Here is a 14929-nt window from a genome sequence, read left to right on the forward strand (position 1 = left end):
ACGCTAAGCCTTTTATAACAATGGAGAAAGAAGACGAGCGGTTGACTCCGCGATGCGCATCCAAAGCGGGCGATGTTGAAATTGTTTTTTATCGATTTGCGTTGAATCGCGAAAGTCGTTTAAAAAGTCATCGACTAACGTTTGTACGCTTGGCGTTTGATATAAAAACGCATTCACTTCAAAGTTCAAATGGAAGCTGCGCATATCCATATTCGCTGTGCCGATCGACGCGAGTTCCCCGTCGACAACGACAATTTTGCTGTGCATAAACCCTTTTTCGTATTCGTAAATGGTCGCTCCTGCTTCCAGCAATTCAGGGAAATACGAGCGAGAAGCGTAAAACACAATTTTTTTATCCGGGCGCTTCGGCACAAGAAGCCGAACGTCGATGCCGCTTAATGCCGCTACTTTTAACGCCGTCAAAATATCTTCATCTGGAATAAAATACGGAGAGGCGATCCAAATGGAACGCTGGGCCGATGTAATCATCGCAAAAAATAAATGTTTAATGACTTCCCATTTCGTATCCGGTCCGCCGGCGACAAGTTGGACGCCTCCGAGTGCCTCATCGACGGTTGGAGCGCTTAAATAGTTCATCGTCAACAACGTTTGACCGGTCATGTAATACCAATCTTGCAAGAAGATGAGCTGCAACGTACGAACCGCTTCCCCGTAAACGAACAAATGCGTATCGCGCCAAAAACCGAAATATTCGTTTTTTCCTAAATATTCGTCCCCGATATTTAAGCCGCCGACAAAACCAACTTTTCCATCAATGACGATAATTTTGCGATGGTTGCGAAAGTTGATTGTATTGTTTAAAAATGGTAATCGAACAGGAGAGAAAGGAATCATATCGACGCCTGCTTCGCGCATTTCCTGTATGTACGTTTTCGATAGTTTCCAACTTCCGACCGCATCGTATAAAAAGCGGACGTGCACCCCTTTTTTCGCTTTGTTTATTAATATTTGTTTTAAGCGCTGGCCGATGTCGTCATCGCGCACGATGTAATATTCGAGATGAATGTGGTGTTCCGCTTTTTCTAATTGTGCAAAAATGGCGGCAAACGTTTCTTCTCCATTCGTTAAGACGCTTGTTTTTGTCGCCGTTGAAATTGACTCTTTCGTCAACCGTTGCGCTAGTTGTAACAACGGTTGTTGATGAGGTTTCATATACAGTTTTCGCTCATGATCGGCACGGTTTGTTTCGAGTTTGCGAAACGTTTGTTCATCGAGTAGCGCCTTTTTGCGAAAGAGCCGTTTTTTTCGATAATTTTGCCCAAAGAACAAATAAAAAATAAAGCCGATGAGCGGAAAACTGCCGAATAAAACGAGCCATGTGAGCGTTTTTGCCGGATGGCGGTTTTCTAAAAAGATGACGAATGAAATAAAAATGACGGACAAGGTGACAAGTAAGCTGAACGTTCCGAGCAGCCAGCCTTCCCAATAATCTTTCGTGATCGTTAAAAAGCCGATGAAAACAAGGATAAATAATGCAACCTTTAAAGCATTTCTCATATATCGTTCACCTAACCTTGCGGAAAAAAAGCCGATTTCAAGCAATTGAAATCGGCGTTATGCGTTTGGAAAATGCTTTGCGATCATCGTTAGCGCCTGTTGTGCGATGACGATTTTTCCGTATTCTTCAAGACGATGAATCGTCATTTCAGAATCTTGCCCGTATTCGAGCAATATGCTTAACATATTGTCAATGTCGCGATCGGCATCTTCTTCTGTAAATTCGACGTATAAATAATAGTTGTTTTCAAATGCGAATAGGCGATTGTTTAATGTTGAAAAATCGCGACGATGAGCAAGGGCGATGACGTCTTCGATATTTTTAAAGCGGATGACGAACTGAAGCGGATTTTCAGGCGCTGCCGATGATGATGCTTTAATGATATTAAAATGTTGATCTAATATTTGTTCAATTTTCTCATCGACAGGTAAGTCCCTAAATCGTTCATCGTTAATTGGCAGTTCTAATTTCGTTCCGTCTTTTGAAATTTGCGCTTTTGTGACGAGCACTTCAATGCCTTTTTCAAGCGCATGCACTTGAATCCAAAGAGGACCTTCTAAATAAAGTTCCGCTTCTTGATGAATTTCATCAATCATTTCCCAAAATAATTCTTCGCTCCGTTCGCGATTGTACCAAATTTCTTCACGATCAAATCCGCGTTCCTCAATGTCTCCGTACGACATATATAGCTTTAACGTATATTCATTGATGCGTTCGATTTCCATGTTCCTCAGCTCCCTTCTACGATTATCCATTCAGGAAGGGAATTCACCCCTGAGCGTTCGCCCATCCTCCCACATCTTGTACTTCTATTGTATGATAAAATGTGAAAGAAGGGAAATAAAAAACGCCTAATTCAATAAATTTAGTTGTTCCCCTATTTTTTGTATTTCTTGCAGGAGAATCGTTCGCTTTGTTGAAAAATTTATGGAGAAAGGGGAGGTTACATGTTTATTGCTTTATTTAAAAATGGGGAAGTATGTTCGTTATTAGAAGATTGGACGGTCGAACAGTTGCACGTATGGCGAGCGAACGAGTCGTTTTTTTGTCCCGTTTGTCGCAAGCGGGTACAGTTGAAAATCGGAAAAAAACGCATGCCGCATTTTGCCCATGAAGCAAAATGTATTATTGAAACAGAGCGCGAAACGCTCGCCCACTTACAAGGAAAACAACAGCTGTACGAATGGTTGGCAAATGAACGACTGAAAGTAAAAGTGGAAACATATTTACCACACATTCAACAACGGCCAGACATATTTGTCGTCCATCATCAAAAAATGTATGCGTTAGAGTATCAATGCTCCACGATTTCATCCTCTTTATTTACGAAGCGAACGAAAGCGTATATGCACGCAAACATTGTCCCGATTTGGATCCTTCATTCGTCGCATGTGCAGCGCCGTGGGTTATTTTTTCAATTGTCCTCGTTTTCGTGGCTTTTTTTCAACGACCAAGAGATGATTCCATTTTATTGCCCGAAGCAACGCAACATGTCGTTTCTTCATCATCTCATTCCGCTATCCGCAACGATTGCGTATGGGGAGTGGACGACCGTTCCGATTCATACGATCTCGTTTTCTTCTTTGCATAACACACCTCACGGACAACAAGACGCCCTTTTTCATGCTTGGAACATAAAAAAGAAACATTGGCGTCTGTCTCCTCTCTACTACCGAACGAACCGCACGTTTTGCCGCATTGTGTATGAAGCGCATATGACTCCATCGTTATTTCCACATGAAGCAGGCATCCCCCTTCGTCATTCATATTGGTTTGAGACGCCGCCATTTATTTGGCAAACGTATATGTTAATCGAAATGATGAATATTCCGCTTCATGTGACGTTTTCGTTTCATCAATTATATGATCGACTGCAGCATTTCATTCGTCAAAATGTGATTCGCGTCCGCCAGTTGCCGCTTGTGACAACAAGCCATTATTCCTATGCGCTCATGGACTATTTCCATGCGCTCGTTTCGCTTCGTTTTTTAAAAAAAGTTGGAAAAAGCTCATTTCAGCGCATTCGGTCATGGTCGCTTCCGTGCAATGTGGAAGAAGCGATTCATGGAGATGAACACGTGTTGCGACGAATTGTAAGCAAAAAAGAGGATTTTTTTATAAAACGAGAATAATATATAGGTAAACAATTTTGATACAAGAGGTGATCCATATGGCAAAATCGTTGCCGACACGTAAAGACGTTCCGACAGAGTATACGTGGCGTCTTGAAGATATTTTTGCGACTGATGAACAATGGGAAGAAGAATTTCAGGCGATTGCGGCGCTTCTTCCGAAATTTTCGGAGTATAAAGGAAGGCTAGGGGAAAGTGCAGAAACGTTATATGAAGCGTTGCAATATCGCGACCACGTGTTGTTGCGATTAGGGAAGTTATATGCGTATGCTCATATGCGCCATGATGAAGATACGACAAACTCGCTGTATCAAGGATTTGAGTCGAGAGCGGAAGGATTGTATGCTCAAGCGGGCAATGCGATGGCGTTTATCGTGCCAGAAATTTTAGCGCTTGATGAATCGGTCGTCCGCACGTTTTTACAACAACACGAACCGCTCCGATTGTATGAGCATGAACTAGATGAAATGAATCGTCAACGTCCGCACGTGTTATCGGAAAAAGAAGAAGCGTTACTTGCGCAAGCAGCGGATGTGATGAACGCGTCCAGCAATACGTTCGGGGCGCTAAATAACGCCGATTTGCGTTTTCCGACGATTCAAGATGAGAACGGGGAAGAAGTGGAAGTGACGCACGGCCGTTACATTCGTTTTCTTGAAAGCGAAGATCGTCGCGTGCGGCACGACGCGTTTAAAGCGGTATACGATACATATCGTAAATATGAAAATACGTTCGCGAGCACGTTAAGCGGAGCGGTGAAGCGCAACAACTTTTTTGCGCGGGTGCGCAACTATCGTTCGGCGCGTGAGGCGGCATTAAGCAAAAATCAAATTCCGGAAACGGTGTACGACAATTTAATCGAAACGATCCATCGCTATTTGCCGCTGTTGCATCGCTACGTTCAGCTGCGCAAGCGCGTCCTCGGGTTAGATGAACTGCATATGTACGATTTATATACACCGCTTGTGAAACAAGTCGATATGAAAGTGACGTACGAAGAAGCAAAAGAGCTGTTATTAAAAGGGCTCGCACCGCTTGGCGAACAATATATTGCGATTGTGAAAGAAGGATTTGACAATCGTTGGGTCGATGTGCATGAAACGCGCGGCAAACGAAGTGGCGCATACTCGTCTGGTTCATACGGCACGAATCCGTACATTTTAATGAACTGGCAAGATAATGTTAATAACTTATTTACGCTTGCGCACGAGTTTGGCCATTCGGTGCATAGCTATTATACGCGCAAATATCAACCGTATCCGTACGGAAACTATTCGATTTTCGTAGCGGAAGTGGCATCGACGTGCAACGAGGCGCTACTCAACGATTATTTATTACAGACGATCGATGATGAGAAGAAAAAGTTATATTTATTAAATCATTATTTAGAAACGTTCCGTGGTACGGTGTTCCGTCAAACGATGTTTGCGGAGTTTGAACATATGATTCATCAAATGGCGCAAAACGGCGAGGCGCTCACCGCACAAACGTTAACGGAAAAATATTACGACTTAAATAAAACATATTTTGGAGACGGCATCGTCATCGATGAAGAAATCGGCTTAGAATGGGCGCGCATTCCGCATTTTTATTATAACTATTATGTATATCAATATGCGACAGGGTTTAGCGCTGCAACAGCGTTAAGCAAACAAATTTTAGAAGAAGGCACGCCAGCTGTCGAGCGATACATTGAGTTTTTAAAAGCTGGAAGCTCCGATTATCCGATTGAAGTGTTGAAAAAAGCAGGTGTCGATATGACATCTCCAGAGCCAATTGAACAAGCGTGCCAAGTGTTCGAACAAAAGCTGAAACAACTTGAGCAACTATTATAAAAGGCGACAATCCGGTCGCCTTTTATTTATTAACGAAATCCACGAAAGCGGTGGCGGTTGTTGAGATAAGTAAAAAAAGAAAAGAAAGAAAGGAATAGAAACGGAATCGATATGAACAACGGAAATAACCGCATTAATGCAAAAAAGTGAATAATGAGCGCAACGACGATCCAGACGATATATACAATAACCATCGAATCCCTCCTTCTTCTCTATTTATAATAGAGGAGGTGAAAAAGAAATATGACAAATATGTGACAAATGAATAAAACACTTGTCAAGACATAGCGGAGTTTGTTAATATATAAACGTGAAGTGAATCACAATCAAACAAACTTATACCCCTTTGTTTGACCGTGAAAAATTTCTCCCATCCCCTTTGTTGTCTTTATGACAAAGAAAAAAGACTCGGTGTTAGCCGAGTCTTTTTTCTTTGTCAATCCAGCGCCAAAACGAGCCAATTTGTTCCACTTTTTGTTTTAAACGTAGCTTTTTTAATTCACACTCCGCTTTGCAGCGCGGAATGTTATACACCATCGCAATGTCATCGATTGTCACGAACTGAGCGTGATGTAAAAACTGCTCAATTGGTGGAAGCGGGGATGGTTGGGGATGAAATCCAAGCATTTCACGGATTACATCGACATATACGTCGTACGGATAACAGCCTGAAATTTTAATCCCTTCTTCTTCAATATTTTCATTGAAAAAGACGAGCGTAGGGACGTCGCGAACATCCATTTCCGCACTAATTTTTAAATCGCATTGAAACGCTTTGACAGCGATCGGTGAAGATAAATCGTTTATAAATTCTTGTACGTCTAAACCGGCATCGATGGCGCATTGGATGAGCGTGCTCGTGTCTGTCATTGTTTTTTCTTGGATAAATACAATTTCTTGAAGTTGACGTAAAAAACGGATGCTTGCTTGCCGTCCTTGCAATTCTGCTGCTTTAACGGCGAGCGAGGCGACATACGGAATAGGTAGAGGTGCTTCAAGTAGCACCCGATCATCACATGCGATGCCTGTGCGCGTCGCATGCCGATCAATTCGTTTATACGCCACGCCGTTGAGCCGATCGAGTTGCCCTGTTAAGACGTGGCGCAACGTAAAATATTGCCCATATTCCATCCAAAGCTTTTTTAAAACAGGTTCGAGCGCCCAACAGTCCGGACAAAGAGGATCGACAAATAAGTAAATTTCTAGCCGTTTTGTCGTTCCTTCTTGCTTATCGATTCGTTTTTCATTCACCTTCATGCTCCTTTCGCTCATCCTCTGGGGTGTTAATCATATGTTGGGCAGTTAAAATAAGCCGTTGATACAATTCATCACGTACCGGTCCATTTAGTCCGATTGCATCCATCGCTTCATGCATGCAAGCAAGCCACGCTTTCGCGCGCGTTGGCGTAATCGGAAACGGCAAATGGCGAGCGCGCAACATCGGATGTCCATGTTCGGCTGTATATAGCGGAGGGCCGCCTAAATATTGCGTTAAAAATTGTTTTTGTTTTCGCGCTGTTTCTGTTAAGTCTTTCGGAAAAATAGGCGCTAAGTCAGGATGTTTCGCCACTCGTTCATAAAAGGCATCGACGAGCTTTGCGACAACTTGTTCGCCTCCAAGCGCTTCATAAGGGGATTGAAACATACAGAAAACTCCTTTGCCGAAATATATCAATATTGTAACAACGACTTTGTTGAATCTCAAACGATGCGACTCGTAGCATAGTACGTTTGCATCACTTTTTTGACGTAGCTCATCGTTTCACGAAAAGGTGGAATGCCTCCGTACTTATCGACATTTCCAGGCCCTGCGTTATAGGCCGCGAGCGCAAGCGCCATATTCCCGTCATAACGATCGAGAAGTTGGCGTAAATATTTTGTCCCGCCTTCAATGTTTTGTTTCGGATCGAATGCGTCTTGCACCCCTAGCATGCGCGCCGTGCTCGGCATTAACTGCATAAGCCCCATCGCCCCTGCGCGACTTTTTGCTTCTGGGTTAAAGTTTGATTCGTGACGAATGACCGCATAAATGAGCTTCCGATCGACATCATATTTTGTAGCAGCTTCGTCAATCCATTGCTGTATGCTGTTTTGATGACCTGATGCGCTTACTTTTTCATATGTTGGCGCATGCGTTTCTTCCGTTGTCATGAGTGGAAGGGATGGGCGTATCGTTTCTGTTTCTTCCTCTGTTTCGGTTGCTAACAGCTCGCGAAAAAGATCGTGAAACGATGTCGCTGGCGCTTCTTTTTTTCCTTGTAAATGTTGCAACGCTTGTAGCTCTAAAAGCAATTTCATTTGTTGCACGTTCATGACGATCGCTCCGTTTCGTATTTTGCTTCGTAAAATCGTTCAATTTTATTTTTCGTTTGTCGTCTTGGAATATGAAACGACTGCAATAGCTCCGCAAACGTGTTTTCGCCTTCTGTTCGATCTGTTGCTTCGTATTCGACTTCATAGTCCGACACGTTCATATATTCGCTAAAGTCAAAAACGAGCGTGCCGTTTTTATACGGGCGTTCGACGCGGCGTGTCGTCAGCGCCCCGAAGCAAACGACAGCTGTCGGGTCAATATGAAGCAATTGCAGCGTGCGCGCCATCTCGCCTTCAAGTCGTTGCGTGCCTGAAATGAGCGCGTTAGCTGTTTGTTTTGTTAATCGTTCGTGCGTTTCTAACAGTCCGTCTTCATATGGTTGTTTTAATGTTAATGTATATGTGTCGTTTTTCATGCGAATGCGCAATGCGCTTTTTTGTCGTTTTAATTGAAAGTCTGGGGTGTCAAAATAATAATTTTGTTGCACGTTCCATTCATCATCGCGCACCGCAAACGCCGTCGTTAAACGAGCAAACTCGTCAGCCGTCAACATATTTTTAAATTCAATTTCTAATTCGTGCCTCATTTGTTCTTCTCCTTACGTCATTCTACTTTTATTATCGACATATCCATGAAAAAGTGCAACTAGTGAACATCGGTAGGCGAAATGTGGTAAAATAAAGGCGGACATCATGGATGACGGAGGAAAGAACATGAAAATATATGTACATTCAGCAGAGAAAAAAGAAAACGGATGGGTTATGTCGTGTGACGAATCGCTTCAAGGGTTGAAACCAAAACGGCATATGCTTGTCGATTCCGATGCGTGTGCGTTCGTATACATATTAGAGGCAGAAGAAGCGTTCGCTTATGTCGTCATGCCAAAAGCGGTGTGGGAAGCGTTAAAAGAAGTGCTCGCGACAAACGAGCCGATCTTTCTCGTTGGGCGTGATGCGACGATCGAATTAGAAGGCATTCATGAAGAAGTGGCATACTTAATTGACAATATTAAAGAGAATGCAAACTACGGTGAAAAAATGGAACAGGCGGTAACGGCATTTTTCGCATAAGTAGGTGGTTTTGTGGAGAAGCATTGGGAATTTTTTTTAGCCCCGTACAAACAGGCGGTCGAAGAGCTGAAAGTCAAGCTAAAAGGGATGCGCGCTCAATTTGAAATGCAAGGCGTACATTCTCCCATTGAATTTGTGACAGGAAGAGTGAAACCGATTGCGAGCATTTTAGATAAAGCGCAAAAGAAAAATATTCCGCTCGATCAACTCGAACAACAAATGCAAGATATTGCTGGCTTGCGCATGATGTGTCAATTTGTTGATGACATTAAAACGGTCGTTCACCTGCTTCGGCAACGAAACGATTTTACAATTGTTGAAGAGCGGGATTATATTACGCAAAAAAAAGAGAGCGGCTATCGTTCGTATCATGTCGTTATTCGTTATCCGGTGCAAATGATTTATGGAGAGAAAAACATTTTAGTGGAAATTCAAATTCGAACGCTTGCGATGAATTTTTGGGCGACGATTGAACATTCGTTAAACTATAAGTATAGCGGCAAATTTCCGGAAGATATTAAACAACGATTGCAGCGGGCAGCGGAAGCCGCGTATTTGTTAGATGAAGAAATGTCGAAAATTCGTTTTGAAATTCAAGAGGCGCAAGCGGCGTTTTCGCGCAAACAAGAGTTAAAAGATAACGAGGAGTGATGGCGCGTGAAATTTGCGGTCATATCAAAAGGGGATGCGATATCAAACGAATGTATGTATAAAATTCGTACATATTTAACGGATTTTCGTTTCACGTATGATGAAGATGAGCCAGATATCGTCATTTCTGTCGGGGGAGATGGGACGTTATTGTATGCGTTTCATCGTTATCGAAGTCGACTGGAACAGACAGCGTTTGTCGGCGTGCATACAGGACATTTAGGATTTTATGCCGATTGGGTGCCGGATGAAATTGAAAAGCTCGTCATTGCGATTGCAAAAACGCCATATCAAGTCGTTGAATATCCGCTTTTAGAAGTAACGATTCGATATGTCGGTGGCGGGCGCGAGGCAAAATATTTAGCGCTGAATGAATGTACGGTTAAAAGCGTGAGCGGCACGCTTGTGATGGACGTCGAAATTCGCGGCGATTTATTTGAAACGTTCCGCGGAGATGGGTTATGTATTTCGACGCCGTCGGGAAGCACGGCATACAATAAAGCGCTTGGGGGCGCCATTTTACATCCGTCGTTAGAGGCGATTCAAGTGGCGGAAATGGCGTCCATTAACAATCGCGTCTTTCGTACGATCGGTTCGCCGCTTATTTTGCCCGCGCATCATACGTGCATGTTAAAGCCGGTCAACAACGTCGATTTTCAAATTACGATCGACCATTTATCGTTATTGCATAAAGATGTCAAATCGATTCAATGCCGCGTCGCCGATGAAAAAATTCGTTTCGCTCGCTTTCGTCCGTTTCCGTTTTGGAAGCGCGTGCGCGAATCATTTATATGATTGGGCGTAAAACCCCTATGTCTTTAGGCTAGGGGATGTAAGCCCTAGTCGCCTTGTGTTTCAATGTATGGATGTATTTCATTGCTTTTTCAAGCCTTTACGGATCAGTTCATAAACTGCACCTGCAAAACTATAATACACTAGATGTATAATAAACATATACCTAAAGGAGGTGAAGTCAATGCTGGTCAACAAAGCATATAAATTTCGCATCTATCCAAATAAAGAACAAGAAATCCTGATTGCTAAAACTTTTGGTTGTAGTCGATTTGTGTTTAACCACTTTTTAGCAAAATGGAATGAAACCTATCAAGAAACAGGTAAAGGATTAACTTACAACGCTTGTTCTTCTCAATTGACGCAATTAAAGAAACAATTCACTTGGTTAAAAGAAGTGGATAGTATCGCACTTCAATCTTCACTCAAGCATCTGGATGATGCTTATTCTCGTTTCTTTAAGAAGCAAAACGACAAGCCGCGTTTCAAGTCTAAAAAGAATCCTGTACAATCCTATACGACTAGATACACAAATGGAAATATTGCTGTGCTAGATCAACACATCAAGCTACCTAAACTTGGCCTTGTTCGTTTTGCAAAAAGTCGTGAAGTAGAAGGGCGTATCTTGTCTGCTACGATTAGACGAAATCCGAGCGGGAAATACTTTGTGTCCATTTTGGTTGAAACTGACGTGCAAGCGTTGCCTAAAACGGGTTCAGCCGTTGGCATCGATGTTGGGTTGAAGGAATCCGCCGTTCTTTCTGATGGAACAAAGTACGCCAACCCGAAATGGCTTCGTAAGCTAGAAGAACAGCTAGCAAAAGCACAACGTATTCTTTCCAGACGAAAAAAAGGTGGCTCGAATTGGAATAAGCAACGAATAAAAGTTGCACGATTGCACGAAAAAATAACAAATGCACGACATGATTACTTGCACAAAATTTCCACCGAGATTGTCAAAAACCACGACATCATCGGGATGGAAGATTTGTCTGTAAGCCATATGCTAAAAAATCATAACCTTGCAAAAGCGATTCAAGAGGTATCTTGGTCAATGTTTAAAGCCATGATTGAATACAAAGCTAGATGGTATGGGAAACAGATCGTAACCGTAGCAAAAAACTTTCCATCTAGCCAGCTTTGTTCGTGCTGTGGCTATCAAAACAAAGATGTGAAACATCTTGCTTTGCGTGAATGGGAATGTCCTGTGTGCCATACTCATCACGACCGAGATGTGAACGCAAGTATCAATATTAAAAACGAAGCGATTAGGCTTCTTAACCGCAGGAACTGTGGGGATCGCCTACTAAATAACCGAAAAAACTTTCGGTGTTCGTAGGAATCCACTATGGCTTTAGCCTAGTGGTAGTTCAATCAGTAGAAAGGGATTCGTATGTTTCAACTTCGTTGGATTGTGACAAAGCAACAAGATGGAATGGCTGTAAGGGAATTTTTAAAAGAAAAGCATATTTCGAAAACAGCGTTGACAGACATTAAGTTTAAAGGGGGAAATATTGAAGTAAACGGTCAGCGCGTCACCGTTCGCTACGTGCTAAAAGAGGGGGATGAAGTGTGCGTATCGTTTCCGCCCGAGAAAAGAAGCGCCGACATGCTTCCAGAGCCGATTCCGCTTTCAATTGTGTATGAAGACGATTACGTCATCGTCATCGACAAGCCGCCGCATATGTCGACGATTCCGTCGCGTGAACATCCGCATGGAACGATTGCGAATGCGCTATTGTTTCATTACGAAAAGCAACAGTTACAAACGACCGTCCATATCGTCACAAGGCTTGATCGCGACACATCAGGGCTTGTGCTTGTGGCGAAGCATCGCCATGTGCATCATTTACTAAGTGAACAACAAAAAAAAGGAAAAGTGAAACGGCGCTACGAAGCCGTTTGCCACGGGTATGTCACCCCGCTCGTTGGAACGATTGATGCGCCGATTGGACGAAAAGGGGATAGCATCATCGAGCGGCAAGTGCGAGCGGATGGTCAGCGTGCGGTGACGCATTATGAAGTATTGCAATATAAAAACGATATGACGCACGTGTCGATTCAATTAGAAACGGGGCGGACGCATCAAATTCGCGTCCATTTTTCGTACATTGGCCATCCGCTCGTTGGCGATGATTTATATGGCGGTTCGCGCGCCAAAATCGATCGCCAAGCGTTGCATAGTTGTGAGCTGACGTTTGTTCATCCTTTTCTTGAAAAGACAATGACGTTTCACACGCCGCTTCCAGACGATATGGCGAGCTTGCTTTAGTCAAATGAACGAAATTTTTCAGCGACATATGGCATCGTCGATGAAACAGAGACCGTTTCCATTTCTGGATAGCGAAGCGCTGTTAGCTGTCCGCCGAATACGCAGCCGGTGTCGATGTTGACGGTGTTGTTGAGCCAGCGCGGTTTTTTCACAGGTGTATGCCCATATACGATAAGCGCGTCGCCGCGGTAATGTTTTGCCCAATCGCGTCGAACGGGGGAGCCGTCTGAATGTTTTTCGCCTGTAATGTCGCCGTATAAAACGAACGTTTTTACTTTTTGATGGAATTTTCCGATGTAATCTGCGCGAATGCCAGCATGGGCAACGATTAGTTTTCCACCATCTAAGACGGCATAAAGGGGCGCTTGTTCGTACAGTGTCATAAACTGCGTACGAAGGCGCTCTTTCGTTTTCTCATCTGCTTGTTCCCACTCCGCTACCGTCGTTTCAAGCCCGTGCGTAATTTGTACGTTTCGACCGAGAAAAAAACGATATAGCTTGTCGCAGTGGTTGCCCGGAACGTACACCGCTTTATTTTGTTGAACGAGCGCAATGACGGTGTCAATCACTCGTAATGACTGCGGACCGCGATCGGCTAAATCGCCGACGAACGCAAGCTTTCGTCCGTTCGGATGAATGGGGATATCGTTTTCCAAAACGTAGCCAAGCTTTTTTGTTAATAACATGAATTCGTGAAAACAGCCGTGAATATCTCCGATAATGTCGTATATCATCTATTGATCTTCCCTTTTTTACTATTCATTATGTACAACAAATCCCCAGGGCAATACGCGCTGGGGACTACTCATTTTTTTGCCAAAAGATTTTTGGATCATATTCCGTAATTGTCATTTTGTCGTTATAAATACTTACTTGAATAAGTCGATCATCCTTACTAAACATATAACGATTTTCACCAATCTTCTTTATCGCTTCTTCATCTTTCCAACCCTCATTCACAATTATCTGATAGAAAGGATGAGACGGTATTAAGTCAGGTGACATAGGCTCTTTTAATTGGAACATAGCTTGTTCGATAAAGACAGGATGTACCTTACTTTTATCGCTATCTATTTTTATAACTTTTGCTCCTTCAGGAATTGGAAATCCATTGTACATTGGGATGTCTTTATGACTACATCCTATAAAGAAAGCTAACAACGTGAACAACAACATATATTTTTTCAATGTTTTTTCCCCGCTTTAAATTTGTTTAATTTGAATACCAGTAATCATTTGTTTGAATAAAGTAATGTTTTGCTGACGGATTGACTGATTTCCAAGGGCGGTTATAGTCACTTGGAGTATGTTGAGCAGTCAAAGGTTCTCCGTTGCTATCATAATTCACTACAATAGAAAGGTGATCGAAATAACCATCGTTGTCAAAGTCATATCCAACAAGACTACCTATTTTCAAATCTTTTACATTACTTATATAATAAGCACCTAATCCACCAGCATCATCGTTCCTTCTTGCATAATATACATAGTCATGAGCAACAGACCAACTTGTAGTGTTTTGAGTACCTTGATACCACCAACGCAAATCACCCCACCAATCCATATTTACCCCACCACCACGGTTAATTGCTTGTGAAACAAAATTTGTGCAGTTGTTTGCAAAGACTCTAAAGTCAGGGTTATTTTTGTTATACCAATTGTATGCATATGATTTAGCTCCTGATCGATTGTACAAATGTTGCGTGGACATTATACTTATATCGTTAGTTGTTTTAACAGCAACAGTGTGCTGTTTAGCCATCTCTTCGATTGTAGGTAAGTTGAGATTTGGAGATTGTTCATCGGAGTAGTCCATTTCATCCTCAAATTTGTAGTCAACTAGTAAATATGAATCGTTTCTTTTGTTTTCGTTAAAAGAGAAAACAAACTCATGTGTTCTTGTCTCTAGCCATGGATGTTCCTCCATCTGTTTTTTATTTTTGTACTGGTAGTATTTAGCTACCTCCACACGTAAGCTCAATTTGATTGTGTCATTCATTTTATCTATTTGTATATCATCTACGTTTAAAATTTCTATTTTCTTGTAGGATGCACCTAGTTCGTTTATATAATTTTTATCTCTCGTTATAATATTTTCTAATCTTAATTGCGAATTAGTGTTTTTCAGTTGAAGTATTTCACTTTCTTCTTGTTGTTGAGAAATAAGAGAGTTGTATCTTTTTTCAATAACTTTTAAAGCTTCTTGAACAACTTTATTTTTCTCTTGCTCACTTATATTGTTATGGGCTAAAGTAGTAGAAAGAGGAAGAATGAAAAAGAAAAGCAAAACAGAGAGAGTTGAGATGAAAATATTTCTCATATAGAAACCTCCTTTTTTTCTGAA

At 42.3% G+C, this 14929-nt stretch carries 17 protein-coding genes; 7 read left to right on the plus strand and 10 right to left on the minus strand.

The window, feature by feature from the left end; all coding sequences use genetic code 11:
* Positions 1–12 precede the first annotated feature (12 nt).
* Both cls and mecA read right to left on the minus strand, forming a co-directional pair.
* Positions 13–1518 carry a cardiolipin synthase gene (cls, locus tag ACPF7I_RS03435; RefSeq protein ID WP_430744813.1) on the minus strand — a complete coding sequence of 502 codons (1506 nt, stop codon included), beginning with the start codon at positions 1516–1518 and terminating at the stop codon, positions 13–15.
* Between the two features lie 57 nt (positions 1519–1575).
* Entirely contained in the window at positions 1576–2244 is a 669-nt protein-coding gene (gene mecA / locus ACPF7I_RS03440) for an adaptor protein MecA (protein ID WP_085789498.1), read from the minus strand.
* A 222-nt stretch (positions 2245–2466) separates the two neighbouring features.
* Between mecA and ACPF7I_RS03445 the strand changes: the two genes are divergently transcribed.
* Positions 2467–3651, plus strand: coding sequence for a competence protein CoiA (locus ACPF7I_RS03445; RefSeq protein WP_430744811.1), 1185 nt, complete (start codon positions 2467–2469; stop codon positions 3649–3651).
* 38 nt (positions 3652–3689) lie between these two features.
* Complete coding sequence (gene pepF, locus ACPF7I_RS03450; protein ID WP_430744810.1) at positions 3690–5486, plus strand: oligoendopeptidase F; 1797 nt, start codon at positions 3690–3692, stop codon at positions 5484–5486.
* 29 nt (positions 5487–5515) lie between these two features.
* On the opposite strand, the gene ACPF7I_RS03455 is transcribed toward pepF, so the two are convergent.
* The 5 genes from ACPF7I_RS03455 to ACPF7I_RS03475 all read right to left on the minus strand — a co-directional run bounded on the left by ACPF7I_RS03455 (position 5516) and on the right by ACPF7I_RS03475 (position 8386).
* Positions 5516–5680 carry a hypothetical protein gene (locus tag ACPF7I_RS03455; protein ID WP_430744809.1) on the minus strand — a complete coding sequence of 55 codons (165 nt, stop codon included), beginning with the start codon at positions 5678–5680 and terminating at the stop codon, positions 5516–5518.
* A 220-nt stretch (positions 5681–5900) separates the two neighbouring features.
* On the minus strand, positions 5901–6743 hold the full coding sequence (locus ACPF7I_RS03460) for a ClpXP adapter SpxH family protein (RefSeq protein ID WP_430744807.1): 843 nt from the start codon (positions 6741–6743) through the stop codon (positions 5901–5903).
* The gene (locus tag ACPF7I_RS03465; RefSeq protein ID WP_430744806.1) at positions 6730–7131 is read right to left on the minus strand and encodes a globin; all 402 of its coding nucleotides are present in this window, start codon (positions 7129–7131) and stop codon (positions 6730–6732) included. The genes ACPF7I_RS03460 and ACPF7I_RS03465 overlap by 14 nt, the downstream gene beginning before the upstream one ends.
* Before the next feature lie 56 nt (positions 7132–7187).
* On the minus strand, positions 7188–7799 hold the full coding sequence (locus ACPF7I_RS03470) for a lytic transglycosylase domain-containing protein (protein ID WP_430744804.1): 612 nt from the start codon (positions 7797–7799) through the stop codon (positions 7188–7190).
* A complete protein-coding gene (locus ACPF7I_RS03475; RefSeq protein ID WP_430744802.1) occupies positions 7796–8386 on the minus strand; it encodes a CYTH domain-containing protein in 591 nt (196 codons plus the stop codon). Before ACPF7I_RS03475 ends, ACPF7I_RS03470 begins: the two co-directional genes overlap by 4 nt.
* 127 nt (positions 8387–8513) lie before the next feature.
* Here ACPF7I_RS03475 and ACPF7I_RS03480 point away from each other — a divergent pair, with 127 nt between their 5' ends.
* The 5 genes from ACPF7I_RS03480 (at position 8514) to ACPF7I_RS03500 (ending at position 12585) form a co-directional block, all read left to right on the plus strand.
* Positions 8514–8870, plus strand: coding sequence for a hypothetical protein (locus ACPF7I_RS03480; protein ID WP_430744801.1), 357 nt, complete (start codon positions 8514–8516; stop codon positions 8868–8870).
* Between the two features lie 12 nt (positions 8871–8882).
* The gene (locus ACPF7I_RS03485; RefSeq protein ID WP_430744800.1) at positions 8883–9521 is read left to right on the plus strand and encodes a GTP pyrophosphokinase; all 639 of its coding nucleotides are present in this window, start codon (positions 8883–8885) and stop codon (positions 9519–9521) included.
* A gap of 6 nt (positions 9522–9527) precedes the next feature.
* The gene (locus tag ACPF7I_RS03490; protein WP_430744798.1) at positions 9528–10316 is read left to right on the plus strand and encodes an NAD kinase; all 789 of its coding nucleotides are present in this window, start codon (positions 9528–9530) and stop codon (positions 10314–10316) included.
* Between the two features lie 181 nt (positions 10317–10497).
* Positions 10498–11652, plus strand: coding sequence for an IS200/IS605 family element RNA-guided endonuclease TnpB (tnpB, locus tag ACPF7I_RS03495; protein WP_430744796.1), 1155 nt, complete (start codon positions 10498–10500; stop codon positions 11650–11652).
* Positions 11653–11706: 54 nt separating this feature from the next.
* A complete protein-coding gene (locus tag ACPF7I_RS03500) occupies positions 11707–12585 on the plus strand; it encodes an RluA family pseudouridine synthase (protein WP_430744795.1) in 879 nt (292 codons plus the stop codon).
* On the opposite strand, the gene prpE is transcribed toward ACPF7I_RS03500, so the two are convergent.
* The 3 genes from prpE to ACPF7I_RS03515 all read right to left on the minus strand — a co-directional run bounded on the left by prpE (position 12582) and on the right by ACPF7I_RS03515 (position 14905).
* Positions 12582–13319 carry a bis(5'-nucleosyl)-tetraphosphatase PrpE gene (gene prpE / locus ACPF7I_RS03505; protein WP_430744793.1) on the minus strand — a complete coding sequence of 246 codons (738 nt, stop codon included), beginning with the start codon at positions 13317–13319 and terminating at the stop codon, positions 12582–12584. The two genes, ACPF7I_RS03500 and prpE, sit on opposite strands and share 4 nt — an antisense overlap.
* Before the next feature lie 67 nt (positions 13320–13386).
* The gene (locus ACPF7I_RS03510; protein WP_430744792.1) at positions 13387–13773 is read right to left on the minus strand and encodes a hypothetical protein; all 387 of its coding nucleotides are present in this window, start codon (positions 13771–13773) and stop codon (positions 13387–13389) included.
* 25 nt (positions 13774–13798) lie between these two features.
* A complete protein-coding gene (locus tag ACPF7I_RS03515) occupies positions 13799–14905 on the minus strand; it encodes an amidase domain-containing protein (RefSeq protein WP_430744790.1) in 1107 nt (368 codons plus the stop codon).
* Positions 14906–14929: the final 24 nt, after the last annotated feature.

The sequence above is a fragment of the Anoxybacillus dikiliensis genome (assembly GCF_050613275.1).
GTDB lineage: Bacteria > Bacillota > Bacilli > Bacillales > Anoxybacillaceae > Anoxybacillus.

Bases quoted from the DNA above. Each gene is read 5' to 3' on its own strand.
- ACPF7I_RS03500 (WP_430744795.1), top strand. From the start codon at position 11,707: ATGTTTCAACTTCGTTGGATTGTGACAAAGCAACAAGATGGAATGGCT.
- prpE (WP_430744793.1), bottom strand. From the start codon at position 13,319: ATGATATACGACATTATCGGAGATATTCACGGCTGTTTTCACGAATTC.
- ACPF7I_RS03465 (WP_430744806.1), bottom strand. From the start codon at position 7,131: ATGTTTCAATCCCCTTATGAAGCGCTTGGAGGCGAACAAGTTGTCGCA.
- ACPF7I_RS03470 (WP_430744804.1), bottom strand. From the start codon at position 7,799: ATGAACGTGCAACAAATGAAATTGCTTTTAGAGCTACAAGCGTTGCAA.
- ACPF7I_RS03445 (WP_430744811.1), top strand. From the start codon at position 2,467: ATGTTTATTGCTTTATTTAAAAATGGGGAAGTATGTTCGTTATTAGAA.
- ACPF7I_RS03455 (WP_430744809.1), bottom strand. From the start codon at position 5,680: ATGGTTATTGTATATATCGTCTGGATCGTCGTTGCGCTCATTATTCAC.
- tnpB (WP_430744796.1), top strand. From the start codon at position 10,498: ATGCTGGTCAACAAAGCATATAAATTTCGCATCTATCCAAATAAAGAA.
- ACPF7I_RS03460 (WP_430744807.1), bottom strand. From the start codon at position 6,743: ATGAAGGTGAATGAAAAACGAATCGATAAGCAAGAAGGAACGACAAAA.
- ACPF7I_RS03515 (WP_430744790.1), bottom strand. From the start codon at position 14,905: ATGAGAAATATTTTCATCTCAACTCTCTCTGTTTTGCTTTTCTTTTTC.
- mecA (WP_085789498.1), bottom strand. From the start codon at position 2,244: ATGGAAATCGAACGCATCAATGAATATACGTTAAAGCTATATATGTCG.
- cls (WP_430744813.1), bottom strand. From the start codon at position 1,518: ATGAGAAATGCTTTAAAGGTTGCATTATTTATCCTTGTTTTCATCGGC.
- ACPF7I_RS03480 (WP_430744801.1), top strand. From the start codon at position 8,514: ATGAAAATATATGTACATTCAGCAGAGAAAAAAGAAAACGGATGGGTT.
- pepF (WP_430744810.1), top strand. From the start codon at position 3,690: ATGGCAAAATCGTTGCCGACACGTAAAGACGTTCCGACAGAGTATACG.
- ACPF7I_RS03475 (WP_430744802.1), bottom strand. From the start codon at position 8,386: ATGAGGCACGAATTAGAAATTGAATTTAAAAATATGTTGACGGCTGAC.